The sequence below is a fragment of the Klebsiella sp. K5-306 genome, assembly GCF_051835185.1.
In the GTDB taxonomy this organism is placed as follows: Bacteria; Pseudomonadota; Gammaproteobacteria; order Enterobacterales; family Enterobacteriaceae; genus Klebsiella; species Klebsiella oxytoca.
This window is the reverse complement of record NZ_JAIFJY010000009.1, coordinates 109,431-135,086: the sequence shown is the minus strand read 5'-3', so window position 1 is coordinate 135,086 and position 25,656 is coordinate 109,431. Positions and strand designations below refer to the sequence as shown.

23 protein-coding genes are annotated in these 25,656 nt (G+C 50.4%); 14 read left to right on the top strand and 9 right to left on the bottom strand.

Features of this window, described 5'->3' with window-relative positions:
- Positions 1–34: 34 nt before the first annotated feature.
- The gene (locus K2184_RS15420; RefSeq protein WP_004101876.1) at positions 35–1,345 is read right to left on the bottom strand and encodes an MFS transporter; all 1,311 of its coding nucleotides are present in this window, start codon (positions 1,343–1,345) and stop codon (positions 35–37) included.
- Positions 1,346–1,563: 218 nt separating this feature from the next.
- Positions 1,564–2,760: an L-talarate/galactarate dehydratase gene (locus tag K2184_RS15415; protein WP_049592000.1), complete on the bottom strand. Its 1,197-nt coding sequence runs from the start codon at positions 2,758–2,760 to the stop codon at positions 1,564–1,566.
- 304 nt (positions 2,761–3,064) lie between these two features.
- Here K2184_RS15415 and K2184_RS15410 point away from each other — a divergent pair, with 304 nt between their 5' ends.
- The 3 genes from K2184_RS15410 (at position 3,065) to pptA (ending at position 5,109) form a co-directional block, all read left to right on the top strand.
- On the top strand, positions 3,065–4,069 hold the full coding sequence (locus K2184_RS15410) for a LacI family DNA-binding transcriptional regulator (protein WP_163525589.1): 1,005 nt from the start codon (positions 3,065–3,067) through the stop codon (positions 4,067–4,069).
- Between the two features lie 125 nt (positions 4,070–4,194).
- Positions 4,195–4,812 (top strand): glutathione S-transferase family protein, encoded by a 618-nt coding sequence (locus K2184_RS15405; protein WP_004112808.1) that lies wholly within the window; start codon positions 4,195–4,197, stop codon positions 4,810–4,812.
- A gap of 69 nt (positions 4,813–4,881) precedes the next feature.
- Positions 4,882–5,109: a tautomerase PptA gene (pptA, locus tag K2184_RS15400; protein WP_064396072.1), complete on the top strand. Its 228-nt coding sequence runs from the start codon at positions 4,882–4,884 to the stop codon at positions 5,107–5,109.
- Positions 5,110–5,351: 242 nt separating this feature from the next.
- Here pptA and K2184_RS15395 read toward each other — a convergent pair whose 3' ends face one another.
- Genes K2184_RS15395 through K2184_RS15385 form a run of 3 tightly spaced genes read right to left on the bottom strand, consistent with a single transcriptional unit; the run spans position 5,352 to position 9,980 of the window.
- A complete protein-coding gene (locus K2184_RS15395) occupies positions 5,352–6,956 on the bottom strand; it encodes a carbohydrate porin (protein ID WP_016807833.1) in 1,605 nt (534 codons plus the stop codon).
- Between the two features lie 43 nt (positions 6,957–6,999).
- Positions 7,000–8,382: a glycoside-pentoside-hexuronide (GPH):cation symporter gene (locus tag K2184_RS15390; protein ID WP_004112819.1), complete on the bottom strand. Its 1,383-nt coding sequence runs from the start codon at positions 8,380–8,382 to the stop codon at positions 7,000–7,002.
- Positions 8,383–8,408: 26 nt separating this feature from the next.
- Positions 8,409–9,980 carry an alpha-L-rhamnosidase-related protein gene (locus K2184_RS15385; protein WP_049593163.1) on the bottom strand — a complete coding sequence of 524 codons (1,572 nt, stop codon included), beginning with the start codon at positions 9,978–9,980 and terminating at the stop codon, positions 8,409–8,411.
- A 203-nt stretch (positions 9,981–10,183) separates the two neighbouring features.
- Between K2184_RS15385 and K2184_RS15380 the strand changes: the two genes are divergently transcribed.
- The gene (locus tag K2184_RS15380) at positions 10,184–11,008 is read left to right on the top strand and encodes a helix-turn-helix domain-containing protein (RefSeq protein ID WP_004112826.1); all 825 of its coding nucleotides are present in this window, start codon (positions 10,184–10,186) and stop codon (positions 11,006–11,008) included.
- A 383-nt stretch (positions 11,009–11,391) separates the two neighbouring features.
- On the opposite strand, the gene K2184_RS15375 is transcribed toward K2184_RS15380, so the two are convergent.
- Complete coding sequence (locus tag K2184_RS15375) at positions 11,392–12,498, bottom strand: glycosyltransferase (RefSeq protein WP_049129387.1); 1,107 nt, start codon at positions 12,496–12,498, stop codon at positions 11,392–11,394.
- Positions 12,499–12,741: 243 nt separating this feature from the next.
- The gene (locus tag K2184_RS15370; protein WP_163524984.1) at positions 12,742–13,002 is read right to left on the bottom strand and encodes a hypothetical protein; all 261 of its coding nucleotides are present in this window, start codon (positions 13,000–13,002) and stop codon (positions 12,742–12,744) included.
- A 600-nt stretch (positions 13,003–13,602) separates the two neighbouring features.
- On the opposite strand from K2184_RS15370, the gene K2184_RS15365 reads away from it, so the two are divergent.
- The 7 genes from K2184_RS15365 (at position 13,603) to mchS3 (ending at position 20,573) form a co-directional block, all read left to right on the top strand.
- Positions 13,603–13,812 (top strand): hypothetical protein, encoded by a 210-nt coding sequence (locus tag K2184_RS15365; RefSeq protein ID WP_049129388.1) that lies wholly within the window; start codon positions 13,603–13,605, stop codon positions 13,810–13,812.
- Positions 13,813–13,824: 12 nt separating this feature from the next.
- Positions 13,825–14,058 carry a hypothetical protein gene (locus K2184_RS15360; RefSeq protein ID WP_074184719.1) on the top strand — a complete coding sequence of 78 codons (234 nt, stop codon included), beginning with the start codon at positions 13,825–13,827 and terminating at the stop codon, positions 14,056–14,058.
- Between the two features lie 239 nt (positions 14,059–14,297).
- Positions 14,298–15,848 carry an MchC protein gene (locus K2184_RS15355; RefSeq protein ID WP_163524982.1) on the top strand — a complete coding sequence of 517 codons (1,551 nt, stop codon included), beginning with the start codon at positions 14,298–14,300 and terminating at the stop codon, positions 15,846–15,848.
- 20 nt (positions 15,849–15,868) lie between these two features.
- On the top strand, positions 15,869–16,336 hold the full coding sequence (locus K2184_RS15350) for a toxin-activating lysine-acyltransferase (RefSeq protein ID WP_049129390.1): 468 nt from the start codon (positions 15,869–15,871) through the stop codon (positions 16,334–16,336).
- Between the two features lie 126 nt (positions 16,337–16,462).
- Complete coding sequence (locus K2184_RS15345) at positions 16,463–17,737, top strand: HlyD family secretion protein (RefSeq protein ID WP_224261031.1); 1,275 nt, start codon at positions 16,463–16,465, stop codon at positions 17,735–17,737.
- Complete coding sequence (locus tag K2184_RS15340; RefSeq protein WP_368082940.1) at positions 17,730–19,826, top strand: peptidase domain-containing ABC transporter; 2,097 nt, start codon at positions 17,730–17,732, stop codon at positions 19,824–19,826. Before K2184_RS15345 ends, K2184_RS15340 begins: the two co-directional genes overlap by 8 nt.
- Before the next feature lie 324 nt (positions 19,827–20,150).
- The gene (gene mchS3, locus K2184_RS15335) at positions 20,151–20,573 is read left to right on the top strand and encodes an MchS3 family protein (protein ID WP_049129393.1); all 423 of its coding nucleotides are present in this window, start codon (positions 20,151–20,153) and stop codon (positions 20,571–20,573) included.
- 258 nt (positions 20,574–20,831) lie between these two features.
- Here mchS3 and K2184_RS15330 read toward each other — a convergent pair whose 3' ends face one another.
- Positions 20,832–22,067: an alpha/beta hydrolase-fold protein gene (locus K2184_RS15330; protein ID WP_049129394.1), complete on the bottom strand. Its 1,236-nt coding sequence runs from the start codon at positions 22,065–22,067 to the stop codon at positions 20,832–20,834.
- Positions 22,068–22,564: 497 nt separating this feature from the next.
- Between K2184_RS15330 and K2184_RS15325 the strand changes: the two genes are divergently transcribed.
- Positions 22,565–22,726 (top strand): hypothetical protein, encoded by a 162-nt coding sequence (locus K2184_RS15325; RefSeq protein WP_224238688.1) that lies wholly within the window; start codon positions 22,565–22,567, stop codon positions 22,724–22,726.
- Between the two features lie 389 nt (positions 22,727–23,115).
- On the opposite strand, the gene K2184_RS15320 is transcribed toward K2184_RS15325, so the two are convergent.
- The gene (locus K2184_RS15320) at positions 23,116–23,697 is read right to left on the bottom strand and encodes a flavin reductase family protein (protein WP_004112829.1); all 582 of its coding nucleotides are present in this window, start codon (positions 23,695–23,697) and stop codon (positions 23,116–23,118) included.
- Between the two features lie 213 nt (positions 23,698–23,910).
- Here K2184_RS15320 and K2184_RS15315 point away from each other — a divergent pair, with 213 nt between their 5' ends.
- Positions 23,911–24,612 carry an ABC transporter ATP-binding protein gene (locus K2184_RS15315; RefSeq protein WP_049129395.1) on the top strand — a complete coding sequence of 234 codons (702 nt, stop codon included), beginning with the start codon at positions 23,911–23,913 and terminating at the stop codon, positions 24,610–24,612.
- Positions 24,609–25,577 (top strand): ABC transporter substrate-binding protein, encoded by a 969-nt coding sequence (locus tag K2184_RS15310; protein ID WP_163524978.1) that lies wholly within the window; start codon positions 24,609–24,611, stop codon positions 25,575–25,577. Before K2184_RS15315 ends, K2184_RS15310 begins: the two co-directional genes overlap by 4 nt.
- The last annotated feature ends 79 nt before the right edge of the window (positions 25,578–25,656 follow it).

The following is a 25,656-nucleotide window of genomic DNA, read 5'->3' as shown; positions in this document are numbered from 1 at the left end:
AACAGCGGAGGCGAATGCTCGCCAGAGTTTTAAATCAGGCGGCGCGCGGGGTCAGCGTTAAGCGATCCAGCGGCCCGACGATAAACAGGTAGGAGAACAGGCCCAGTACGCCCATGGAACCGACGTACAGGATGGCGTAATCGAAGGAGTGAGTATTAGCGAGGATCACGCCGATAACCAGCGGCGTGATAATACTCGCCAGGTTGCCGCACATATTGAACACCCCACCGGCAATTCCCAGCATCTCCTTGGGTGATGTGTCGCTCAGCACGCACCAGCCGAGGTTACCGAACCCTTTAGCAAAGAAAGCCAGGCTCATGGCGGCGATCACCACCACTTCCGAAGTGGTGTAGTTGGCGACCACAATGACGCAGGAGAGCAGCATGCCGCAGATCACCGGCAACTTGCGGGCGGTCGTCAGGCTATAGCCGCGTTTCAGCAGCCAGTCCGAGAACACGCCGCCCAGCAGGCCGCCGATAAATCCGGCAATGGCCGGGATGCTGGCGACAAAGCCGACCTTGAGAATCGACATGCCTTTGGCCTGGTAAAGATAGGTCGGAAACCAGGTCAGGAAGAACCAGGTGATTGACGTCACGCAGAACTGGCCAATATATACCCCGATCATCATACGATTGACGCAGACGCTTTTGATTTGCGCGAGGGTTAATTTCTGCTGCGTTTTTTTCGTGCCTAATTCCGGCTCGCCGCCGCCTTCGCGAATATAGTCGAGCTCCTGTTGGTTAATTTTTGGATGATGAGAGGGATCTCTTACTTTTACCAGCCAGAATATCCCCAGCACCACGCCGATAGCGCCAATATAATAAAATACATAGTGCCAGCTTAAATTATGCAGAATAATCGTCATTAGCGGCGTAATAATCCCCAGGGAAATATACTGCGCGGCCTGATAGACCGAAGTGACGAACCCGCGCTCTTTATTGGGAAACCACTGTACGCTCAGACGGCTGTTAGCGGGAAAGGCGGGGGCTTCTATCGCGCCCATCATCAGGCGCAGAATCACCAGTACAATCAGCGGGCTGGCGAACAGATAGATCGTTCCCTGAAACATGGTGACGACTGACCAGCCAATCAGCGCGCAGCCGTAGACCAGCCGCGAACCATATTTATCCAGCAGCCAGCCGCCGGGTATTTGCATAATGACGTAGGAGATGCCAAAAACTGAAAAAGCCAGCCCCATCGCCTCGGGATCAAAACCTAACTCTTTGCTCATAATAGGCGCGACAACGGACAGCGTTGCCCGGTCGGCATAATTAAATACGGTAGCCAGAAATAAAAACAGTAATATGCCGTAACGCACGTTGCTGCGTTTTAAGGGTGTAGTCATCTTCAACTCCTTTGCAGGGTTGTTTATTGTGGGTACAGCCAATAAGAGGTATTTCCCCGGCAGGGCTACGGGTTTTCAGTCGTCCGCGGACCGGTAACCCGGACAGATGCGCAGCATCGCCTCCGGGAGAATGCGGTATTCTCCCGGGGGCGGCGCCTGATGCGCCTTGCCCGGGCTACGGGGCCTGTAGCCCTTATGCCGCCATGCGGGGAATTCGGTTAAGGGCGTTTGCCAAACTCGCAGCTTTGCTGGGTCCAGCGGCGGGCCTGTTCGCTCAGGGTGAAGCCCAGACCGTGGCGTTCGGAAACCCACATCCTCCCGTCGCGCAGTTCCAGCTGTTCGTTAAACAGCGGGTTCAGCCACTCGAAGTGCTCCAGCCAGGGCTCGAGCGGGTAGGCGGCGGCGAGATGCAGGTGTACCTCCATCGCAAAGTGTGGGGCCAGCTTGCGACCGTGCTTCGCCGCCAGATCCATAATCTTCAGGAACGGGGAGATGCCGCCGACGCGCGGCGCATCGGGCTGCACGAAGTCGCTGGCGTTGCCGAGGATCAGCTGCTCATGTTCGCGGAAGCTGGTCAGCATCTCGCCGGTGGCAATCGGCGTATCCAGCGCGGCGGCGAGCTGTGCGTGGCCTTCCACATCGTAGGCGTCAAGGGGCTCTTCAATCCAGATCAGATTGAACTGCTCCATTTTGCGCCCCATGCGGATAGCGGTTTCACGGTCCCACTGCTGGTTGGCGTCCACCATCAGCGGGAAGTCATCGCCCAGGACTTCGCGTACTGCCGTCAGACGGCGAATATCCTCAGCGGTATTCGGCTGACCGACTTTCAGTTTTATCCCGCCAATCCCGTTCTCGCGTGAGATAGCCACGTTTTTCAACACCTGCTCCAGCGGGGTGTGCAGGAAGCCGCCGGAGGTGTTGTAGCACTGCACGGAATCGCGGTGCGAGCCGAGCAGTTTCGCCAGCGGTAGTCCGGCGCGTTTGGCTTTCATATCCCACAGCGCAATATCGATAGGGGAGATTGCCTGCACCGCCATGCCGCTGCGGCCAACGGATGCGCCGGCCCACAGCAGTTTGGTGTAGATCTTGTCGATATCATTCGGGTCTTCGCCGAGCAGATTATCGGCAATCTCCGTGGCGTGGGCGTAAATACCCTGGCCGCCCGCGCGTTTGGAATAGCTGAAGCCAACGCCTTCAAAGCCGTCCCGGGAGCGGATTTCCGCGATGATGATCGCCACTTCGGTCAGCGGTTTTTGCCGACCGGTCAGAACCTTTGCATCGCTGACGGGGGTGGCCAGCGGCAGAAAGGCCAGCGACAGTTTGACATGTTCAATGCGGTCGCCGGTTTCAGCGGCGGTTTTGACGCCGGAAGCTTTGGCGTAGGTCACGGAGTCGGAATTTGCGCTCGAGGTCATAGTGAGTTCCCTTTTGGTAATAAAATGTTTGCGCTAACATTTTTAATCCTGAAATTATCCTGGTGCTACGACAGTGATTTTAATTTGTACAAACGATCACAATTAGCGGTTATAAAGGGTAAAATTATGCAGCGCAGTTCACGTTCCAAAAAGGTTTGTGAAAACTTACAAATCATAATGATAGCGATAACATTTAATTCGGCAGGTCGTTGATTCTATTAGGGATGTACGGACGGGCGCTGGCAATTGCCTGGACCATCATCAATAATGGCCACAGGAAACGACTCAACACAGGGGCTTAGTCGTGAAAAGCAGAAAACCGACGCGCGCGCCGACGCTGGATGATGTGGCCCGCAGCGCCGGGTTGTCGTCGATGACGGTCAGTCGGGCGCTGAATACGCCGCAGCTGGTAAGGCCAAAAACGGTAGAGAAAGTGATGCAGGCGGTGCAGGCCACGGGTTATATCCCCAATGCGCTGGCCGGCGGCCTGGCCTCCAGGCGCAGCAAACTGGTGGCGGTGGTGGTGCCGCAAATCAATAACAATATGTTTGTCGATACCATCCAGGCGCTGAGCGATACCCTGGCGGCGCGCGGCTATCATATGCTGCTGTGCGTGGCGGGCTATAGCCGTCAGACCGAAGCCGAGCTGGTAGCAACCTTACTCTCCCGGCGTCCGGATGGCGTGGTGTTGACCGGTATTCAGCACGCTCCGGCGTTAAAGAGGACGATCCTCAACGCCGCCACGCCGGTGGTGGAAATCTGGGATCTCACCCCGACGCCGCTGGATATGCTGGTTGGTTTTTCGCATGAAAAAGTCGGTGAAACCATTGGCGAATATTTGCTGGAAAAAGGCTACCGTCGTCCGGGACTGCTGTGGGCAGGCGATGCGCGCGCGACGTTGCGAAAGCAGGGGCTCCTGGCCCGGCTGGCCAAAAGTGGAATTAACGTTGCCCCGCAGGTCGAGGTGCCGCTTCCGGCATCGCTGGCGCTGGGGCGACGCGGTCTGGGCGAACTGCTCGCCGATGGCGAGTTTGACGTTATCGTCTGCAGTTCCGACACCCTTGCCCAGGGAGCGATTATGGAAGCGGAAAGCCGGGGGCTGCGCGTGCCGCAGAATCTGGCGGTGATCGGCTTTGGCGATCTGGATTTCGCCGACAGCAATCGTCCGGCGATCACCACCGTCAGCGTCGACCGTCACGCCATTGGCGAGCAGGCGGCTACGCTGCTTGCCGACCGCATAGAAGGCGGAGAAGAAGGGGACGCGATTATTGATATTGGCTTTCACCTGGTGGCGCGCGAGTCGGCGTAGCGCTGTGGTTTAGCCTGGGCGAGGGGGACTCCATAGCGATATTGCTCAATCAAACCTATACTGGAAGGTTGCTAAATCCGTCGCCGCTCTGTTCACGGGCGGCAAATTTCTTGAGGACGCAGAATATGATCACCGTCTATGGCGTACCCGGCTGGGGCTCAACGATAAGCGAACTGATGCTGACGCTGGCCGATATCCCGTACCATTTTGTCAACGTTGAGGGCTTTGACCAACCGGGCCCGCAGCGCGACCGTCTCAAGCTGATTAACCCGCTGTGTCAGGTGCCGACCCTCACGCTTGAAGATGGCAGCGTGATGACCGAATCCGCGGCGATTGCTCTGATGATCCTCGACGTGCGACCGGATCTGGCTCCGGCGCCGGGATCGCCGCAGCGGCATGCCTTTCAGCGTCTGCTCATCTGGCTGGTGGCGAACGTTTATCCCACCTTTACCTTTGCGGATTACCCGGAGCGCTGGGCCGCCGATGCGCCAGAGCAGCTGCGGGAAAGCTGCATCAGCTATCGCAAATCGCTTTATCTGTGGCTGGAGGAGCAGCTTGCCGCCGCGCCGTATGCGCTGGGGGCGGAAATAACTCTGCTGGACTGCTATATTGCGGCAATGTGTGCCTGGGGCCCGCGACGGGAGTGGTTTGCGGCGCAAACGCCAAAATTCGTCGCCGTGGCGGATGCGGTGTATCGCCATCCCAAACTCGAAGCCGTTCTTCGCCGCAACGAGCTGATTTAAAGCACAAAAAGCGATCCAGATGATGCGGGTTATGCTAGCTTTATCATCCTGACAATAAAGGAGCCTGCTATGCCGCATATTGATATTAAATGTTTTCCCCGCGACCTGAATGATGAACAAAAAGCGGCGCTGGCCGCCGATATTACCGAGGTGGTGATTCGCCATCTCAACAGCAAAGAGCGCTCGGTGAGCGTGGCCCTGAATGAAATTAATGAGAGCGACTGGCAACAGGTGTGGGACAGCGAAATCGCCCCGCAGATGGAACAGCTGATTAAAAAACCGGGTTATAGCATGTAACCCGCTTTCTTTCCCGGAGGCGATGCTGCGCATCTGTCCGGGCTACGCGTTCTCAGTGGTCTGCTATCCAGTAGCCCGGGCAGGCGCTGTGCGCCGCCCCCGGGAGAGAGTGCGGAGTGGCAGAATATCCCGGAGGCGATGCTGCGCATCTGTCCGGGCTACGCGTTCTCAGCGGTCTGCGGTCCGGTAGCCCGGGCAGGCGCTGTGCGCCGCCCCCGGGAAGAGGTGCCAGGGCTGATGTATTAAAACCAAATCTCCGTCTGCACGCCAAAGTTCCAGTTTCCTCCGGCGGTAAAGCCTTTACTGCCGAAATCATCGTTGATCGCATAACGATCCAGGTCTTTATCCCAATTCATCCACGTGACAAAGAAACGTATCTCCGGCCTCGCTTTGATATCAAACACATCGCCCACTTTGAACGTCGGGGCGAAGGTCAGCTTGTAAAAATCGCCGCTCACCGCCTGGTATTGATGCACGCCGCTGTCGTAGCGATAGGTTCGGCCGTTGGGATTCAGGTCCATATATTGCCAGGACGCCTCGTATAGCAGGGCGAAGTTGCGGGTGATGCCCTGGGAAACCCGCAGGTTAAAGGTTGCCCAATCGTAGCGGTCTCCATCGCGGTAGCGATCTTCGCTATGCTGGGCGATAACCGATGGTGCAAGCTGCCAGTTTTTCCCCAGCGGCAAAATGCCGTAGGACGCAAAACGCAGGGACTTTGCGTTCTCGGTAAGATCGCCATCGCTGCCGGGCTGGCGCGCCTCGGCGCCCAGCCCGCCGCCGTACTGCAGGGCGCTCTCCGATACGCCCGGCGCGAGGCCATAGAATTGCTGTTTGTCGTGATACGCCAGCATCGCGTAGTAGCCGTTTTTCGCCGTATTATCGCTGCGCAGAGCGTAACTGCCGGTGGTCGAGGTATTATCTTTCAGGTCATCATTGCCCTGGGCGGTCATCGCCGTGGTCATCAGCTGCCAGTTGTTCCAGAAGTGGTTGGCGGTGAACATCAGGTTCTGTATATCGTTATCCTGGTAGTTATCGCTACCCAGATCGCCGAAGTTACGCGCATAGACCGAGTAATCGCCGCGCAGCGTATCACCCCACTTCACGTCATTGATCCCGCCGCCGGTACCGCCGAGGAACATAATATCGCTATCGGTAAAGTGGATATCGAAATTATCGCGGTCGAAACGCTTGCCCGCCCAGATGGACGCGCTCCTGAACGGCCCGGAAAAATCGGCGAAATTGCCCATCTCGACGTACAGCTGACGCACGTTCAGGTGGTGGCTGTCGTTATCCTGTACCCATGGATCCGGGTTGGTTGCCCCGTCGGCAAGCATGGTTTTAAAGTGCGCCCATGACCCGTCGCTGAAGGTCATTTTTTTGCCGAAGCTGAGCTCCACGTAGTTATCTTTCTCGTTGCCGAGACGGCCAACGTGGGCATCGCCGTTGAGCGAACTGGCCGGGGAGACACCCGGGCCGCCGCGCGCGCCTTTACCATGGCTGTCAACCAGCATCCCGGAGCGCGCGTAGGCGTTGAACTCGAAGCCATCGCTGAGGCTGCTTTTCGCCAGCTGTTTGTCAGCAGCCTGCTGCTTTTGCTCGGTCGCTGCGGTGCGCTGACTGAGGGTCTGCACCTGCTTTTCCGCTGCCGCCGCGCGTTGTTCCGCGGCGCTGGTGCGCAGCTCCGCCTGCTGCGCCCGACGTTTGGCCTCTCCGGCCTCCTGCTCCGCATGATTAAGCCGGGCCTCCAGCTGCGCTAGCCGTTGTTCGACGGTGAGCGGGGCCGCATTCGCGCCGTAAGCCGAAAAAAGGGCGCAGCAAACCGCTGCGCTAATCAAAGAGATACGCATATCAATCCTTATTTTTTCAGAGGTATGTAGGGGGTGCTGCGCCTTATAGGGCGTGGTTTTCTCCAGCAACGGACGATGGGTTCGACGGCGCACGGCGTCCAGCGTCAAGGTCGGCGCGGATCTGCTCGTACTGGTCGTCGAGTCGGTAGAAGCGACCAATCCACAGCATTGAAGCCACAATCAGCAGCGCCGGGATATAGAGGTAGCAGGCTTTTATCGCCAGCATCGCGCCGTCGCTTTGCGTCTGGTTAGCGATATAACCGCCGGATGAGAGCAGGGCCCCGGTAATGGCTCCCGCGCCCGCCATCGCCACCTTGCCAAGAAAGCCGTTGATGGAGGTTAAAATGCCGGCGGTATTGATGCCGGTTTTCCATACTCCGTAATCCACCGGATCGGCTTGCATAGAGAAGTAAATTGCCGTGCGCTGTCCGGCGCCAAGCGAGAGTACGACCGCTCCGGCAACCAGACCCCAGCTGTTAACGCCTGCCGCCATCATCATGCCCATGCCGACCAGGTTGATCGCGCTGGCGACCAGATAGACGTGGCGTTTTTTCATCCGGCTGGCGAGCAGCGGAACGGTGAGGGTACCCAGCAGAGGAACGAAGGTGGAGATCCCGGCGACGATCGCCGTGAGATCGTTATTACCGACGTAATAATGGAAGAAGTAGACCAGCGCCCCGGTCTGGAAGAAAAACGCGCCCCACATCAGGAAAATATTGATGGCGAAGACGAACCATGGACGGTTGGCGCGCAGGCTGACCCAGGCGCGTTTTAAGGTCATGCGCTCCTGAGTAATGCTGATATTTTCCTTAACGTTCCGGAAGCTCACCAGCAGAAAAAAGGTGGCAATAACGCCGAAAACCACCGCCGTATAGAAGAAGCCGTGCTCCTGATTGCCTTTCCCCAGCGCGCCAACCAGCGGCAGAGTGGCGACCGCGACAATAGTCGCGCCGAGCGAGCCGAGCAGAATGCGCACCGCCGACAGCGTCGTGCGCTCCCGCGAGTCGTTCGTCAGAAACGGCAGCATGGCGCAGAATGGAATATTAACGAGGGTATAGAGAAACGACAGACACAGATAGGTGACAAAAGCGTAGATCAGCTTACCGGTGGTGCCAAAATCAGGCACGTAAAAGGCCAGAATACACAGCAGTCCGAAGGGGATCGCGCCAATCAGCAGATACGGACGGCAGCGCCCCCAGCGGGTGGCGGTATTGTCGATAACCAGCCCCATTAGCACGTCGGCAACGCCGTCCACCAGGCGCGTCACGAGGAACATCAGGCCTACGTAATAAGCGGGCAGGCCCATCACGTCGGTGTAAAAGAACATCAGATAAAGAGAGATCATCTGCCACACAAGGTTGCAAGAGAGGTCGGCGATGCCATAGCCAAGGCGCTGCCGCCAAAGGGTAAAGGTTGTTTCTGCCATAAAAGTAAACTCGCTTATCGTTGTCGTTAAAGTCCGTACTGGCGAATAAACCAGGCCGGGGTGCAGCTCCACGCATGGCAATAACTGTTTATCAGCTTGCTGCCATAAGGGGAAAAATCAGGATGCGCCGGGTCGAAGATTTCCCAGAAGGTATCGGCACCGTAGTCGACCATTGCTCCCCAGTAGGCTTTGATCTGCGCAATAGCGTCGTCGCGCAGCCCGCACTGCAGAAGGGCGGCAATATAGTGGTGACGCAGGTATGGCGTGTTCATGGCGATCGCGGGGGGATTTTGCTCCAGATTATGCATGATCTCCCGGCGCTGCTGAGGAGTACCGACTTCCGCCAGTACCAGCCAGATTTGCGATGCCCATGAGACCTGCCGCTGCTCGCCGCTGATGTAGAAGCCTTGCTGCTCGTCCCATAAGACATCGAGGGCCGCAGCTTTAAGCTGCTGTAAACGCTGGCGATAGCTGACGGCCAGCTCAGGTTCGAAACGCTCCGCCAGCCAGACGGCGCGCTGCAGGCAGTAAATCAGCACGCCCTGCGCTGCAGCCTGTTTATTCAGCGATGCCTGCCAGTCGATAAACACCCACCAGTCGTCGCTATCGCGCACAACCCCGTAGGCGTCGCAGCGTTTCAGCGCCAGTTCAATCTGACGACGGGCCGTGGGCCACAGCTCGCGGGCCGTAGCAATATCCTCCGCGCTTTGCAGATAGTTGTAGAGAACGTCAACAAAAAACAGAGAATAATCAAAAAGAAAGGTATCGTCAGCAATGACATCCGGCTGCACGAACACGTTGGCCGATACCATACCGTCCTCACGAGTATGCCCGGCGAAAAGGTACAGGCAGCGGCGTACTAAATCGTGACGGGCGAAGGTCACATCGTTCACCAGCGCCTGCAAACGTAAATCGCCGAGCCACAGGCGGCGGTCGCGTTTGGGGCCATCCTCAAACACCTCCTGCATGCAGTTTTGCAGGGTCAGAACGGCAACGCTGTCGATGGCCTTGAGCTGCGGGTCGGCGGTTGTCGCTGCCGGGCATGCGCCGCTGGCAGAGGTAACGGCATTCACCTGAATCTGGTTGAACTGCAGACGAAACTTGCGCGACACGGCTTTGACCTCCACCTTCAGATAGCGGAAGCAGTAGCGGCGCGGCAGATCAACTTCGGCCGGCAGGACATCAAGCCACAGATCCTGCTGCTGCAGCCAGCTGCTGCTTAGCCAGCCCTGGTAATCGCTGAACGGCTCACACACTTCGCTCAGCGTTTCGCCGAAGGTGAACTGCAGATGGGCCGGAGCGTCCGGCGGGCTCCCGACGCTCTGACAGAGAAAATGCAGGTAGCCAACAAAGTGGCTGCCAAAATCAATAATGACGCTATCGCCGCTGCTCAGCTCGCGCTGATAAAACGCGGCCAGGGAACTTACCGGTTCGGCGCGCCAGCCAAACAGTGCCGTGGCGTCGGCGTGGGCTTCCACCACGGCGATCGGCGGGTACGCCTGGCGACATAGCGCGGGCCGGAGCGTCTCGGCGGTGCGTAGAAAATCCGGGTGGCGGGTCATCGAGACCTGAGAATTATGCTGAATTGCCTGTGACATACTGCGTCCTCTGTATTTATTTGTCCGCAGCATAAGATGCCGGCCCCGGGGGCAACCACTCTGGCAATGCCAATGCATTTGCCAGATTGGCACTGATAATGAGATGGGCGGGTTGCCGATCACAATTCCAAAAATCTTGCTCGTGGCGGTCGGGAAAATGCATTATCTTGCCTCTGCGCCGTATGCCGTTTTGGACTTTATAGATGATGATGTTGACCGTTGAGTATTATTTCACCCATCCACAGGATAAGCTGGGCATGTACGCCAGCGATCCGGAAGATAATAGCCATGAACATAGTCATGAATTTGCTGAGCTGGTGATCGTTGAGGAAGGGCACGGTTTACATGTTATTAATGGCAGGCCACTATATATTCAACAGGGCGACGTTTTTTACGTTCAGCCGGGTGACGTTCATTATTATGATGAGCTAGGGACGCTTAAGTTAATTAATGTGCTGATTAACCCGTTGGTAGGGTTTCATTATTTACAGCCTCTCGATACTTTATTACAGACTTTCTCTGCGCAGAATGCGTCCTGCTACGGTTGGCTGGCGCCGGACACCCGCCATATCTGCAAGGAACTGGTGGATAAGATATTTTCTGCCGAGCTGCGGCAGGGGCAAAATATTGCCCTGCGCGAAGCCGCGTTTTTCCAGCTGGTGACGACGATTCTGCATGCCGAAACCGAAGCCGAATATAGCACCACTAAATATAAGCTGCATAAATTGCTGACCTGGCTACAGGAGCACTGTTTTGAAGATCATAACTGGCAGCAGCTGGCGGAAAAATTCCATCTGACCACGCGTACCGCTTTTCGCCATATTAAAGAGGCGACGGGATTGACGCCGGATAATTATTTAAAGCGTCTGCGCTTAGTTTCGGCGCGCGTAAAATTACGCGAGACCGATATGACGATTACCGAAGTGGCTTATCTATGCGGCTTTGCCAACAGTAATCACTTTACCACTTTATATAAAAAGGTTTTTGGCCTGACTCCCAGCGAAGACCGGCGGCGTTTGCAGCGCTAGTTCTCTCCCCGGAGGCGATGCTGCGCATCTGTTTGGGCGACACGTCTGGAGTAACCCGCTCCGGTAGACAGTTTCTGTCCGCACGGTGAGGCTTTTTCGGCGGTCGCCGGGCAATTTCCGATCAGCACCTGGTGCAGGCCGACAGAACCGGTCTGCACAGGCGAGGGGGTTTTCAATCAGATCCCTTCAAAATGCAGGTTTCGTAACATTTATTTTTTCTATTTTTTAGCAATTTGAAGTCCATTTTTGAACTGTCTGAAAAGTGTTCAGGTGGGAAAAATGCACAAGCAAATTCAAGAGCAATCGTTCCATACATCAATCCTAAATGACAGCATCAGTACCCAATGTTTGTTGAGTGCTGACACAGTTAAAGAATTTATTTATTAGCCATACAAAATTTTAGTTGCAAGGATGTCTACCACTTCAGATGGGCTGGGTTGTAATGCAATTTCTGCTGCAACTTGGGCAGCAGTGGATCGTAACGTAGAATCATTGAGAAACATATTGATCAGATCACTGGTCAATCCTTTTTCACCAGGTATAATCCCACACCCACGTTTTTGAACGACGTTTGCATTCACCGGACGGTCAGCGCCTTCACCGAATACGATTTGCGGTATACCGTTATAGAGGGCTGTGAGAGTGTTACCTGCGCCGCCATGATGGATAAAACCATCAGCGCCGTTAAGAAACACCCCCATAGGGATCCAGTCTACAAGATGTACATTTGGTGGTAATTGCCGTAAATCAGAGCGAGCGTTTGCTGCAAGCTGCAGGATGATTTCCGCATCAACCTCTCCAGCGGAATCCATAACCCACTTAATCAAATCCAGCCCGTCAACCATTGGCTTGACGGTACCCAGGCTAACCAGTAGGCGTTTCTTATTTGGTATCCTGTCCCACCAGTTCTCCCATACAGCTCCGCCATTGTAGGGTACATATTTCATTAAAATAATTGGTTCTCCATTATTTTTAAGAATGCTCATACTGGGCGGAGTGATATCAATCCATACGAGATCTTGTTGTGGTCGAGTGACTCCATGGCGCTTGTAGGCATTTGCCAGAGAAGTATTCACCTTATTTATGTGAGCAGGAGTATGGGCAAATCCTACAGTTTGCATCACCGTTGGAATACTATATTTAGCCGCAACTAGTGGGCCTGCGAGGCCAAGTGGTGGATATATGATGAGGTCAGGCCTCCATTGACCTGCAAAATTAACTAAGCCGTCAGCCATCTCGTCGCTGAAGAATGAGAAGTTTCCTGTGATATGGGTCCTCTTTCTCAAATCTTCCTGATGGCGATAACCAGCTTCTGAATCGAGTCCTGGTGCAGCATCGAAAGTAACAAGACCTGCTTCAGCGGCTAGAAATGCAAATTTTCCTGCACTGGCGATAACGACATCATGTCCGTTGACACGGAATGCCTGTGCTAATGAAAGCATCGGGAATAATAATCCATACAGCGGTGGGCCAATAAAAAGAACACGCATAAAAAACCTTCATTTCAATTGGTTATAGTTAGGCAAGCATTGCGGAGCATTACTTGTCGGGCAAAAACACCTGAAGATGTTAAACATTTAAATAGCGAAATAAATCGACAGCTTTAGTTGTGCTCATTTTCTTCTTCAGTTTTTGAGAAATTGCTTTAAGATCAAATTCCTACCTGAATAAATATCCATAATGGATGGGTGATAAATGATGAGGTTTCACCAAGTTCAATAAAAAACAGAGAATTAGAAATCATGTCCACACCCACAACAGCAGGCGCAACCACAGCCACAGATATATTCGCTATAATTATCTGATTCGCCCTCTTTATAAATGGTGCTTCCGTCTGGGGCATTAATAATATTAATGGTTTGAGATGTGCTATTAAAAATTTTGCGTTCCAGGGGGTTGGGATGGACGATTCTTGAATGTAAATCTGGCTTTTCAACTGTTGAAATATACAGTTTTGTTTCTAAGTTAGGATTTTTCTCTTTATGAAGGCTCATTCTGATATCTCCTTGTTCCACCACCGACGGTGTTATTCATTGCCAGGACGCTGCACATGCTTAAGCTTTAAGTAAGAAAAGTACCTGCTTAAGATAAACGTTGAAAACTTACAGAACCTATTATCAAAAAACACTTGACTTTGTGTGGTTACCATGCCAAGTTTGCATGCGAAAGTAAATAGTAATTATTATCTTTTGCATTAGTGTTCACGAGGGGGGTTATAATGTTTATTCCAGATATGAATAATGACCAAAGAAACTACCCTGATATCACACAGCAGATACAGTTAGCCCTGATAATGACGGCCGTAATTCTTGAGTACACTTTATTGATGTGTTGAGCCTGAAAACGAACCCGTAACCTGATTGAGATTTCTGGAGGCCTGGAAGGGATAGTTATGTGCTTAATTTTTAGGGTATGTTTAATGGAACTATCTTGATCTCATTATCACCGAAATAAATCTCATGAAATACTTAACTTATTGCTATATGAATTCGACATTAGGCGTAACTGTGATTAAATCTCATTAGTGTACTGCACCAATACTCTGATGATGAAGGTGATAGCCGGAACAATTTTTATTTTAAAGAGAGCCAAAAATGGATCATAAGACTAAACGGGGATGGATAGATAAAGCTGCTGTTGTTCTAACCGTTCCTCTAACAATTATCTTTGTTTCTTTTTCCTCTTTACAAGTTATCGGTAAAGGTAATTCATTTATTGATGTTTTCCTGGCCTGCATGGTTTATTTGGGTTTGTTTAATTTCTTCAGGGTGCTCAAAAAGGCATTTTATTTCTTTGTCAAGTGAAAGGAAAATAGTATGCGAGAATTAACGCAATATCAAATGGAAAATGTAGCTGGTTCCGGAGGTGCTCCTGCAACTGTAGCAAATGCTGCCGGTGTAGGCATTATTATTGGTTCCCTCGGTGCAATTGCCACAGGTGTTGCGGCAGGAACTCCCGTTGGGCCTGTTGGTATGGTGATTGGTGGCATATTGGGTGGGTTAGGTGTTGCAGTAGGTTCAGCTACAGGTAGCTCGGGAGGTGGTTCTTAACCGATTTAAAATAAATCCTTTCTTATACTATTATCAACGTTGTAAGTTGATAATAGTATTTAATTTTTAAGTGATGTCTTTTAATTCTAAAAAACTATTTTACTGAATATAAATGATATGCTGTATCACTTAAGCGCACATATAGAGACATATGCCTTTAAGTTTAGGTCATGTTAATCACCTATGTCCTTGTGCTAAAGTAGGTTTTTAACTGAATGATGTGCAAGGATTAATTTGGCATGAGTAATAATTTTAACTTTAATAGACTAACTGATAACCTTGTTCCTTTTACTGCCCATAAGGTTATGTCGTCATTAATATGGAGTGCTTCGGATGTGGAGGATATTCAAGAATTACAAAAAAACTGCAGTTATATAATAGATCCAAATAGTTCAGCCTCTACCAGAAAGTTTTATGCCGAGCGCTATGGCGGCAGTGGTATACAGCGCAATGGTGGCGGTGCCCGATGTGGTTTCAATGGATATTATCAGGTCAAGGGCATTGGGGCGAATTGTCTGGTAGGCGAAGGAACTGATCAGCGTCATTCCAATGGCGCACTTGGTGCAGTTCACGCTATTTATGAAGCTATGTGGGGGGAGATTCTGACACAAACCTTACCCTACGGGGCTGTGCGGGCACGGGCTGTTTTACTTACGAATATTTATACCGAAAAATCATTTGATCGTTCCCACGGAAAATCCCGACGTGCTCTGTTAATCCGTGAACCTGTGGTACGTCCTGCACATTTTGAACGCGCTCCTTACTTCAGACCTTTGCCGGAATATGCAGACCAGTTAATTCATGATGCCCGGCGGGTCAGATCTGTGATCCGTATGCTGCCAGAGTATCTACCTGTATCCTCAGAAGGGATTAGCGAAGAAGCGAGACGTGATTTACGGAATTATTGTATTGAGGGGCTATGTGAGCTGTCCCGTCGTGAAGCATGGCAGATGGCATATTGTCGGACACGTTTCCTGAGGCTGACAACATCTCCATCCAATATTGCGATAGATGGCAGGTTAATGGATTTTAACGGACTCAGTTGTTTATTCCCGGGAGACTCTCCCGTTGATTTTGGGCAGCAACTCAGGCTTACCGAGCTGTTGAAAGAACCAATGTTACTTCAGCAGGGGGTATCGGATATATGTCTTTATCTGGGGAAATATCTCTTTGATGCCGAATTTACAACGGTAGCTCGCCAGAGAGTAGAAGAGACGTTCCGGAACGTATTCCACGAAGCCTGTTATTACAGTTATCTGGAGCAACTCGGTATACCCACGAATTTTCTGGAGGATAAAGGGGTCCCGGATACTTTGAGGGAAATGGTCAACAGTTTCGTTGTGTTAATTAATAACCGCTACGAATCATTGTATAGCCCGAACGTTGACAGTAAGGGATATTCACCTTTGCAAAGTCTGGTGGCAGAACTGATCTGCCGGAGCCAGGAGCAATTCTCACCCAAAAGCCTGAATTCGCAGTATGATGTTCATTTCACTGAGGCGTTACGGTGTTTTGCCAGGGGGCTCCGCTGGTTGATTCAAACTGCGAATAAAAGGCAGATTAATAATTCGACTCTCCTGAATGGAATGGAGGAGCATGCAAGGAAAAGACTCCAACCCAGAAAAAAACTTGCAAAAGAATTAATGTATCAGGAAATAGCTTTTTTGCTGGATGAACATGGTGATGCTCCCCACCTTCTTCAGGAGGCATTTTCTGATATGGAATTCCGCATGAAGCAATTTTCCAGTGAAGCATTAGGCCATTTAAATCCTGTAAGGTTTACGGTTTAATTCAAAAGGATACAATTACGATGTCACACATACGAGAAACCATCAGGGGCAAAGAAGAATGGACCGTCTATGAACAGATTGGTTTTGCAGTTACTTGCATGCTCTATAACCGTAATTACAGCTTGTATCCTGTTCTGACCATTCAGTACTGGACCGAGTATGCTATCCAGCATCACCAGATTAAATTTCTTTTTGATACTCGCGGATTTCCACTGGCCTATATTACCTGGGCATATCTTGAGGCTGATACGGAAGAACGTTTACTCAATGATCCACAGTTCATGTTGCATCCTTCTGAATGGGATGAAGATGGAAGGACATGGATTTTGGATTTCTGTTGTAAACCTGGTTTTGGACGAAAGGCCATCGAACGTTTTATTCATCTTCGTCCTTGGGGAGAAGATGAAGTGAGTTGGTTGAACAGAAGGAAGAAAATCATGACATTCAGGCCAGCTCAGCTGAATAAAGAACAGGGTATTCAGAACTAATAGGGAGAATTTTTAATAGCCCAGAGTGCCGCTGTTCAAAGTTTTGAATGTGTTTCTTCATAATATCAATGTGTTATACGTACCTAACAGGTGTGGCAGGGTACCTGGTGACAAAGGACATGTATATTGTTTCGTAAGAATGCTTTAGAAAACAGGAAAATGAAATGGCGGGGACGCGCCATTTTACTTCCAGGAATTCCACTATGGGTAATCATGCTGGGTAGTTTGATTTTCATTATAGCATTTCTGACATTTATTATTACAGGCTCTTATAGTCGTCGTGTCAATGTCAGTGGAGAGATTTCTACCTGGCCACGCGCCGTCAATATATACTCGGGAGTGCAGGGTATTGTAGTCAGACAGTTTGTTCATGAAGGGCAACCTCTTAAAAAAGGGGATCCGATTTATCGGATTGATGTCAGTAAAAGTACAAGTAATGGTGTTGTCAGTGAAAATCAGCGCAGAGATATTGAAAATCAGTTGGTTCGCGTGGCTAATATCATTTCTCGGCTGGAAAAAAGCAAAAAAATTACGCTGGATATGCTGGAAAAACAACGTCTGCAATACAGTGAAGCCTTCCGTCGATCATCAGATATCCTACGACGGGCAGAAGAAGGGATAAAGATAATGAAGAACAACATGGAGAACTACAGGAGTTATCAGTCAAAAGGGCTGATTAATAAGGATCAATTAACTAACCAAGTCGCGTTATATTACCAACAACAAAATAATTTACTCAGCCTGAGCGCACAGAATGAGCAAAATGTTCTGCAGATAACCAGTCTGGATAGTCAGATTCAGATTCAGGCTGCAGATTTTGATAACCGCATATATCAGATGGAACTACAACGTTATGAATTGCAGAAAGAACTGGTCAGTACTGATGTAGGCGAAGAAATAATTATTCGGGCGTTGTCAGACGGAAAAGTAGATTCCCTGAGTGTGACCATCGGGCAAATGGTCAATGCCGGAGACAGCCTGCTTCAGGTTATCCCTGAGAATATAGAGAACTACTACCTTATTCTCTGGGTGCCCAATGATGCTGTTCCTTATATTTCCGTGAACGATAAAGTCAATGTTCGTTATGAGGCCTTCCCTGCGGAAAAATTTGGGCAATTCTCCGCGAAGGTGGTCGCCGTCTCAAGAACCCCTGCTTCAACGCAGGAAATGCTGACCTACAAGGGAGCGCCTCAGAATACGCTGGGAACCTCTGCTCCCTGGTATAAAGTTATTGTTAAACCAGAACAACAGGTGGTTGTCTATGACGGGAAATCTCTTCCACTTGAGAATGGAATGAAGGCAGAAAGTACCTTGTTTCTTGAAAAAAGACGTATTTACCAGTGGATGCTTTCTCCCTTCTATGACATGAAACACAGCGCGACAGGACCGGTAAATGAGTAACGGAAATTTCAGACGAATGATAAACCAGCTTGATATGCGATGGCGTCATCGGGTCCCGGTTATTCATCAGACGGAAACCTCCGAGTGCGGCCTGGCCTGCCTGGCAATGATATGCGGGCATTTCGGAAAGAGTATCGACCTCATATCCCTTCGGCGACAGTTTAATCTTTCTGCTCGTGGAGCCAACCTCGCAGGGATTAATGGCATTGCGGAACAACTGGGGATGGTGACACGGGCACTTTCTCTGGAACTGGATGAACTTGGAGCGCTCAAAACTCCGTGTATTCTCCACTGGGATTTCAGCCATTTTGTTGTACTGGTCAGCGTGAAGCATAACCGTTTTATACTTCATGACCCGGCCAGAGGAAAAAGGACGGTTGGACAGGAAGAAATGACCCGATATTTTACCGGAGTAGCGCTTGAAGTCTGGCCTGGCAGTGAGTTTTCGGTAGAAACCGTTCAGAATCGTATCAGTCTCTGTTCACTGATTAACAGTATTTATGGCATTAAAAGTACACTGACAAAAATCTTTTTCCTGTCGGTGGTTATTGAAGCTATTAACCTTGTGATGCCAGTGGGTACGCAACTCGTTATGGATCATGCGATCCCGGCCGGAGACAGAGGATTGCTGACCCTCATTTCCGCTGGGTTGATGTTCTTCATTCTCCTCAGGGCTGCAACAGGTATGCTTCGGGCATGGTCCTCCCTGGTCATGGGCACGCTCATCAATGTGCAATGGCAATCAGGCCTGTTTAACCATTTGCTTCGGTTGCCATTGGCGTATTTTGAACGTCGTAAATTAGGTGACATTCAGTCTCGTTTCGGCTCTCTTGATACCCTGAGAACTACTTTCACCACCAGTGTTGTTGGTGCCATCATGGACAGTATTATGGTGGCAGGTGTGTTTGTGATGATGCTGTTATATGGAGGCTATCTTACCTGGATTGTTCTGGCATTTACGGCAGTCTACGTGTTGATACGTCTGGTAACTTACGGTTATTACCGGCAAATATCGGAGGAAACCCTGGTCAGGGGAGCGAGGGCAAGTTCCTATTTTATGGAAACGCTGTACGGTATTGCTACAGTGAAAATCCAGGATATGGCTGAGCGAAGGGGAACACACTGGCTTAACCTGAAAATTGATGCCATCAATTCAGGTATCAAGTTAACAAAAATGGATTTGCTTTTTGGCGGGATAAACACTTTTGTTGCAGCCTGCGATCAGGTGGCTATCTTATGGCTGGGAACCAGTCTTGTGATCGATAATCAGATGACAATAGGAATGTTTGTTGCCTTCGGATCTTTCCGGGGGCAGTTTTCAGACCGGGTTGCCACACTGACGAACTTTCTACTTCATCTGAGAATGATGAGTCTCCATAACGAACGTATTGCCGATATAGCTTTACACGAAAGAGAAGAGAGAAAACCGCATCTTGATCTTCAGAATAATTTGCGTCCGGTATCACTGGAAACTAATGACTTGAGCTATCGGTATGACAGTCAGTCCGCACCGATATTCAGCGGCCTGTCTTTGTCAGTTGCTCCGGGAGAAAGCGTAGCGATAACGGGTACATCCGGAGCAGGAAAAACCACGTTGATGAAAGTTTTGTGTGGGTTGTTTGAACCTGATAGCGGAAAAGTACTGGTGAATGGTACTGATATTCGACAACTGGGGATAAATAATTATCATCGGATTATTGCCTGTGTGATGCAGGATGACCGGCTCTTTTCCGGTTCAATCAGGGAAAATATATGTGGGTTCGCTGAGGAGATGGATGAGGCGTGGATGACGGAGTGCGCAAAGGCCAGCTATATCCATGATGTGATAATGAATATGCCAATGGGCTATGAAACCCTGATAGGCGAATTAGGTGAAGGGCTTTCAGGTGGACAAAAGCAAAGGATTTTTATTGCACGGGCTCTTTATCGAAAACCATGCATATTATTTATGGATGAAGCAACAAGTTCTCTCGATACAGAGAGTGAACGTTATGTAAATGTAGCGATCAAAAAGCTTAATGTAACCAAGGTTATTATAGCTCATAGGGAAAGTACGCTTAGAACAGTTAACAGAATTATTAACATATAACTCTTGCAAAATGAATTTTGATGGATCGATGAACATGAGAAGAATACTTCCTTGTTTAATATTTTTTCTTGAAAAATCAAGTTTAATCTATTTCGCATTATCCTGTTTACTGGCGATAAAAGGTGATTTGGATGGACATACCACAGAGGTTTTATTGATAAGCTGTTTTTTTTGGGTTGTTCAAACACTAATAAATCTCAAGAAAATAATTTAATCAATGCAACCCAAATTGGGAGTGTTTCAATTTAAACTTTATTGGTCCGGACTGAAGTTATCTTGTAATTATGACTATTGAGCCTTTATAAGGCACTAGAGGACAGTGGTATGAATTTAAAGAAGAAAACTTTGATGATGATGCTTTTTTTATGCTCTCTCTCAGTTTACTCACATGAAGAACTATCTGAACAGATACGTTTGGAAAAAATAAGTTATTTTTCTGTCGGGCTGAATGGGTTTGTAGGTAAAGAAAGCGAAGGTGAATATCTATATAGATTGATTCTTCAAAGAGATAATGCCATCGACATATTTTATAATATTGCAACAAGCGAAGATGCAACGAATGAATCTAAGCTTTATGCTGCATGTGCACTTCGAAATCTTGGAGTGAAACAAATAAATGAAATATTTAATAAGCCTCAGGGTGGTGAGGCTGTTGTTTTAACTGGTGACATATTAAGGAGGGTTGATTTTAAAGATAAATTATTCGCGATTATAAAACATGGTTGCGATTTAAATGAGTCTAAATAATAAAGGGTAAAGTTATGCGGAAATTAAATGCTAATATGATAACTTATGTGAAAGGTGGGATGATTCTTGATGGTAGGCAAGAATTGTATAAGAGGGAATGACCATGGCTCGTATATTGATGCTAATGGTGCATTTGGATGCCTAACACCTCCTCATTAATTATATATCTAGGCGGAGGAGTAACCTTATCTGAGAACAAGCATCCTACCCTTATCAGCATATTTCTGATATATGGCTGTATAAGGTATATATTCATAATTATACATCTGTCAATCCGTCGATAATCGCTCCACGCCACCAGGCATAATCGTGACCACCAGTATAAATTGAGAGTTCACTTTTCATACCAGCGGCGCGCAACATTTTATGTAGATTTTTTACATGGGAGACCATTGAACCTTCTAAAGATCCTATGCCTAACCGAATGTTAACGTCTCTTTTAGTCATGGAAAGCATCTGTTTGCTCACCCACGAACTATCATTCTCGCTAAACATGACCGGGGTTTTTCTTTCAGGGCTCCACCACATTGATGGAGAATGGCTGATAACCATGCCAAAAATTTGGGGGGCATATAAAGCGGCCATCAGTGCTGAGACACCGCCAAGACTTTGCCCGGCAAAAACGGTCTTAGAACGGCCTGCCCATATTATATTCGGATGGTCCTTATATATTTGTGGTAGCAGATTTCCAGCGATATCGAGAATGAAATCTTTGTTCCCACCCAGTGTCTTCACACGATCAGATTCATTAATATTGTCTATACCCAGAACGGCCATTGGGGGAATACGTCCATTAGTGATAGCAATGTCTATTGCCTTAGTAATATCTAGACGGCCAAACCAGGTTTCTGCGTCAGGTAATACAAGTAATCCAAGAGGGTCTGCAATGGGGGTCTCCGGTAAATAGAAACGTACCCGGCGCTTGCACCCGGCAACAAAGGAATATGATATTGAGAGGGTTCCACGGCATGTGTGGGAAATATCATCCCATTCTTTTTGTTCAGGAGCCTGGTCAAGAGACAGTATTGATTCGCCGAACCCCCGTACGTTTATTTCGGATGCTTTATTAAATAGATCGGGTTGACCGGGGAGCGGTGAGAATCGTCCTCCAAGCTGAGAAATTTCATCGGGGGTCATTCCTGGCGGAATTTCTATGAACGAGTATGAACCGCGATATGTCGCTGGTAACTCCAGAGTCAGTGTCCAGATATCCGTTGAAGGGACGCGAGTCATTAATCCTTTTTTGACATCTTTTTTGTCAGTAACCCGATTCAGACGAACATATACCCCTTGTAGAATTTCTTCTGAGCGCCAAAAAAAAGTAACATTGCGTTTGTCACTATCATTATTACCTTCTGAAATAAAGGGGGTATGGACAGATTTAATATCACACCAGAACTGGTTAAGATCTATTAATGAGAGTTCTACCGGCAAAGAACATAAGCTTGATACAAAACAGGCATGGTGTAAAAGTGAAGGGAGGTTATTCTTCATGATTATCTTCCCTGGAAGTAAACGTGTACTTAGATAGAAGGGTGAATGTATAGTACACTTACAAACTGTAAACTTCAACTGAGAATTTGATGTTACAATGCAAGGGAACATATAACCTCACCAAAAAAGAGAGGCAAAATATATGCAGTCATTATATCTTTGGCTGCAACTTCTCAAAAGAGTGGGTGATGTGTATGATCGTGGATTCTCAAAATATCCAAAATATAAATTATTATATTGTATGCCCTTCACCGAAAGGGTGTTGTTTTTAAATTTTGTACTTAAGTTGATAGTAGTGAATATAATAATAAAAATTGTCAGGTGTGGTTCGATGTTATTTAATCAATCTCTTCGTTTATTTTGATACACTACTTTCTGTACTGAAGCCTGGAATACAACAGTTCTCTGCCGAGTTAAAGCTTCGGGGAATAAAGCATCACGAGCAGTTTTTTAACGTGGGGTTGTATACCAGCCGGCAGAGCTGTGAAGGTGAGGAGATGTCAGTACAGAAACTACGTGCTTTTTTCCGGCGTCTGTCGGAGGAATGCGGTTACGTGGTTTCGCCCTATCGTTTTCGCCACACGATTGCGACGGAAATGATGCGTCAGCCGGACAGTAATCTGCAGACTGTGAAAAATCTGCTGGGCGTTCGAACATAAACACTACGCTTGAATACGTGGACGGCAATGTGAATACGGTGAGAGAGGCGCTGGAAGCGAAGTTTGCGGTGCACAGTAATTTTTTTCACCGGGTTCTGGTACGCCGCCGGTGTTGCAGTTAGTCGACTGAGATGCAGGATGATTTACACGCTATTGACATAAGCATGCTACTAAAAAAATAAGCAATAGAATGCCCGGAGCTTGCTGGAACAAGCTCCGGGCTTTTAGGTAACCTCAATAGTCATGTAGTCAATTTATTGGCTCAAATTGCAGACATGCATAACCGACCGGGAACCCTTTTAACACCCGTTAAACTTCGCGAAAAGTTTAACCGGCGGGTCTTGAAGGTGGTGGTGCCGGACTCGGAATAGAACCAAGGACCCGGGGATTTACTCTTCTGGCGTATTGGCGCGGACGTGGCGGCCGCTGGCGACAAAGTTGCCGGTGCCGAGATGATGGAGGGTATTGATCTTATCATCGTCGAACTGCCAGCGTCCGGTGACAAACGCGCGTTCGTCGGCGGCGGCGGAAACCACTTCGCCAAACAGCGTATCGTACTGCTCCTGAGCCGCCGTTGCCGGCAGCAGTCGGCACTCCATCCACGCCAGACACTTCTCTTCAATCAGCGGCAATCCCAGCTCCGGGCCTTGCACCACCGGAATACCGTAAGCGTTAAATTTATCCTCATCGCGTCCGCTGATGCTACCGACCGCGTAGGTCCAGCTGGCGGCCTCGACGCCCGGGACGACGATGCCGAACGTGCCGTTGCGCTCAATAATTTCCCGCGTCCAGGCGCTTTTATCCACCACGATAGCCAGCCGCGGCGGGGCGAACTCCACCGGCATCGACCATGCGGCGGCCATAACGTTGCGGCGCTGAGTATGGGCGTCGTAGCTGGTTATTAAAATCGTTGGGCCATGGTTGAGCAGGCGACTGGCGTACTGGAGTTCCACGTGGCGAAAACGGCTCATATGCGTTCCTTGGTAAATGGGTCTGATGCCAGACAACACGTTAATCCGCAATGAAAATGTAATCAATACGTCATCAAGGCTCCCTATAGTCGGCGTCACTAAGTCCCAAAGAGGATAACAATATGTTAGCTCCCCTGTCTTTGACACAGGTGAGCGCGGGCCGGCGGATGTTGACCGCCGGCAGAGCCACGCTTTCCCAACGGGAGGGCGAAAATGCGCGCGCTTACCAGCATTAAGCTTGACGGCGTTTCTTTCGCCTTCGGTACCAACACCGTCCTTAATCAGATCGATCTGCATATCGATGCGGGCAGCATCGTGGCGCTGCTCGGGCCTTCTGGCTGCGGCAAAAGCACGCTGCTGCGCCTGCTCGCCGGATTAACCGTACCCGCCAGCGGCAGCATTCACTTCGGCGATCGGCTGGTGGCGAAAGCCGGCTGGGGTATGCCGCCGGAGCAGCGCGATCTCGGCATGGTCTTCCAGGATTACGCCCTGTGGCCGCATATGACGGCGGCGCAGAACGTGGCTTTCCCGCTGCGCATGCGCGGCATCGGGCACAAGGAACGACAGCGACGGGTCGAGGAGGCGCTGGCAATGGTCGGTCTCAGCGGCTTCGCCGAGCGTAAACCGTCGGGCCTTTCCGGCGGACAGCAGCAGCGCGTTGCCCTGGCCCGCGCCATTGTCGCAGAACCGCGCGTGCTGCTGTTCGACGAGCCGCTCTCCAATCTCGACAGCGAACTACGCGAGTCGCTGTGCGTCGAAATGAGCCGCCTGCTGCGCCAGCTGGGCATCACTGCCGTCTACGTCACCCACGACCGTCGCGAAGCCGAACTGTTGGCCGACAAGATTGTTCATTTATCTGCGGGCTGCGTTGCCGCCGTCCGCGCCGTGACTTCAACCTTAGGGGAATCCGCATGAAAACCGTTATTACCGTTACCAAAGGAGCTGCGCTCGCGATGATGCTGTCCGCCACCACGATCTCCTGCGCCCACGCGCTCACCGTCTACACCGCCGGGCCGGGCTCGCTGGCGAAAAGCCTCGCCAGCGGTTATGAGAAGAAAACCGGGGTGAAGGTAAATATTTTCCAGGCTACTACCGGTAAGGTGATGGCGCGTCTTGAGGCCGAGCAGGCCAACCCGCAGGCGGATGTGCTGATTTCCGCTTCGTGGGATACGGCGGAGGATTTGCATCACCGCGGCTGGCTGCTGCCATATCAGAGCAGCAACGCCGATAAGGTGCCGGCGAACCTGAAATCCGCCGATTACGTTGCCCAGGGGATTTCGGCGCTGGGGATCGTCTGGAATACCAATAGCGGCACCCCGGAGCCGAAAGAGTGGCGCGACCTGACCGAAGCGGCGTTCAAAGACAAAGTGACGACGCCGGACCCGGCGCTTTCCGGCGCATCGCTGGATTTGCTGATCGGGTTACAGAATGGCATGGGCGACCAGCCCTGGGCGCTGTTTAAAGACTTGAAGAAGAATGGCATGGTGGTCAGCGGGCCGAATGCCCAGGCGGTGACGCCGGTGATGCAGGGCGCGAAAGCGGCGGTATTCGGCGCGGTTGATTATGTCTCTTACGGCAATATCCATCAGGGCGAATCGCTAAAGGTGATTTTTCCGGCCAGCGGCACGGTGATTGCGCCGCGGCCGATGATGATCCTCAAAACCAGCCCGCATGCTGACGATGCAAAGGCCTTTATTGATTATGTGCTGTCACCGGAAGGCCAGGCGCTGGTCGCCGACGCCTGGCTTATGCCCGCCCGCAGCGATATTCCGGCGAAGCGCCCGCTGCTCAACGAGCTGAAAATTCTGCCGACCGCCGGCGAAGGCACTAGCGAACGTAGTGCGGTGCTTTCCCGCTTTAATACGCTTTTCGCCCAGTAAACCGACTTTTCCCCAAGCTGCGAAATTTGGTTCGGGCACATTCACCGGAGGCGGCGCTGGCGCGCATATGGTCTGCCGG

What these genes read in the sequence shown, in the direction of transcription:
- K2184_RS15385 (WP_049593163.1), bottom strand. Translation starts at nt 9,980, where the DNA reads ATGTCACAGGCAATTCAGCATAATTCTCAGGTCTCGATGACCCGCCAC.
- K2184_RS15355 (WP_163524982.1), top strand. Translation starts at nt 14,298, where the DNA reads ATGAGTAATAATTTTAACTTTAATAGACTAACTGATAACCTTGTTCCT.
- K2184_RS15375 (WP_049129387.1), bottom strand. Translation starts at nt 12,498, where the DNA reads ATGCGTGTTCTTTTTATTGGCCCACCGCTGTATGGATTATTATTCCCG.
- K2184_RS15315 (WP_049129395.1), top strand. Translation starts at nt 23,911, where the DNA reads ATGCGCGCGCTTACCAGCATTAAGCTTGACGGCGTTTCTTTCGCCTTC.
- K2184_RS15350 (WP_049129390.1), top strand. Translation starts at nt 15,869, where the DNA reads ATGTCACACATACGAGAAACCATCAGGGGCAAAGAAGAATGGACCGTC.
- K2184_RS15370 (WP_163524984.1), bottom strand. Translation starts at nt 13,002, where the DNA reads ATGAGCCTTCATAAAGAGAAAAATCCTAACTTAGAAACAAAACTGTAT.
- K2184_RS15415 (WP_049592000.1), bottom strand. Translation starts at nt 2,760, where the DNA reads ATGACCTCGAGCGCAAATTCCGACTCCGTGACCTACGCCAAAGCTTCC.
- K2184_RS15390 (WP_004112819.1), bottom strand. Translation starts at nt 8,382, where the DNA reads ATGGCAGAAACAACCTTTACCCTTTGGCGGCAGCGCCTTGGCTATGGC.
- K2184_RS15330 (WP_049129394.1), bottom strand. Translation starts at nt 22,067, where the DNA reads ATGAAGAATAACCTCCCTTCACTTTTACACCATGCCTGTTTTGTATCA.
- mchS3 (WP_049129393.1), top strand. Translation starts at nt 20,151, where the DNA reads ATGAATTTAAAGAAGAAAACTTTGATGATGATGCTTTTTTTATGCTCT.
- K2184_RS15365 (WP_049129388.1), top strand. Translation starts at nt 13,603, where the DNA reads ATGGATCATAAGACTAAACGGGGATGGATAGATAAAGCTGCTGTTGTT.
- K2184_RS15380 (WP_004112826.1), top strand. Translation starts at nt 10,184, where the DNA reads ATGATGATGTTGACCGTTGAGTATTATTTCACCCATCCACAGGATAAG.
- K2184_RS15310 (WP_163524978.1), top strand. Translation starts at nt 24,609, where the DNA reads ATGAAAACCGTTATTACCGTTACCAAAGGAGCTGCGCTCGCGATGATG.
- K2184_RS15405 (WP_004112808.1), top strand. Translation starts at nt 4,195, where the DNA reads ATGATCACCGTCTATGGCGTACCCGGCTGGGGCTCAACGATAAGCGAA.
- K2184_RS15360 (WP_074184719.1), top strand. Translation starts at nt 13,825, where the DNA reads ATGCGAGAATTAACGCAATATCAAATGGAAAATGTAGCTGGTTCCGGA.
- K2184_RS15420 (WP_004101876.1), bottom strand. Translation starts at nt 1,345, where the DNA reads ATGACTACACCCTTAAAACGCAGCAACGTGCGTTACGGCATATTACTG.
- K2184_RS15340 (WP_368082940.1), top strand. Translation starts at nt 17,730, where the DNA reads ATGAGTAACGGAAATTTCAGACGAATGATAAACCAGCTTGATATGCGA.
- K2184_RS15320 (WP_004112829.1), bottom strand. Translation starts at nt 23,697, where the DNA reads ATGAGCCGTTTTCGCCACGTGGAACTCCAGTACGCCAGTCGCCTGCTC.
- K2184_RS15325 (WP_224238688.1), top strand. Translation starts at nt 22,565, where the DNA reads ATGTCAGTACAGAAACTACGTGCTTTTTTCCGGCGTCTGTCGGAGGAA.
- pptA (WP_064396072.1), top strand. Translation starts at nt 4,882, where the DNA reads ATGCCGCATATTGATATTAAATGTTTTCCCCGCGACCTGAATGATGAA.
- K2184_RS15395 (WP_016807833.1), bottom strand. Translation starts at nt 6,956, where the DNA reads ATGCGTATCTCTTTGATTAGCGCAGCGGTTTGCTGCGCCCTTTTTTCG.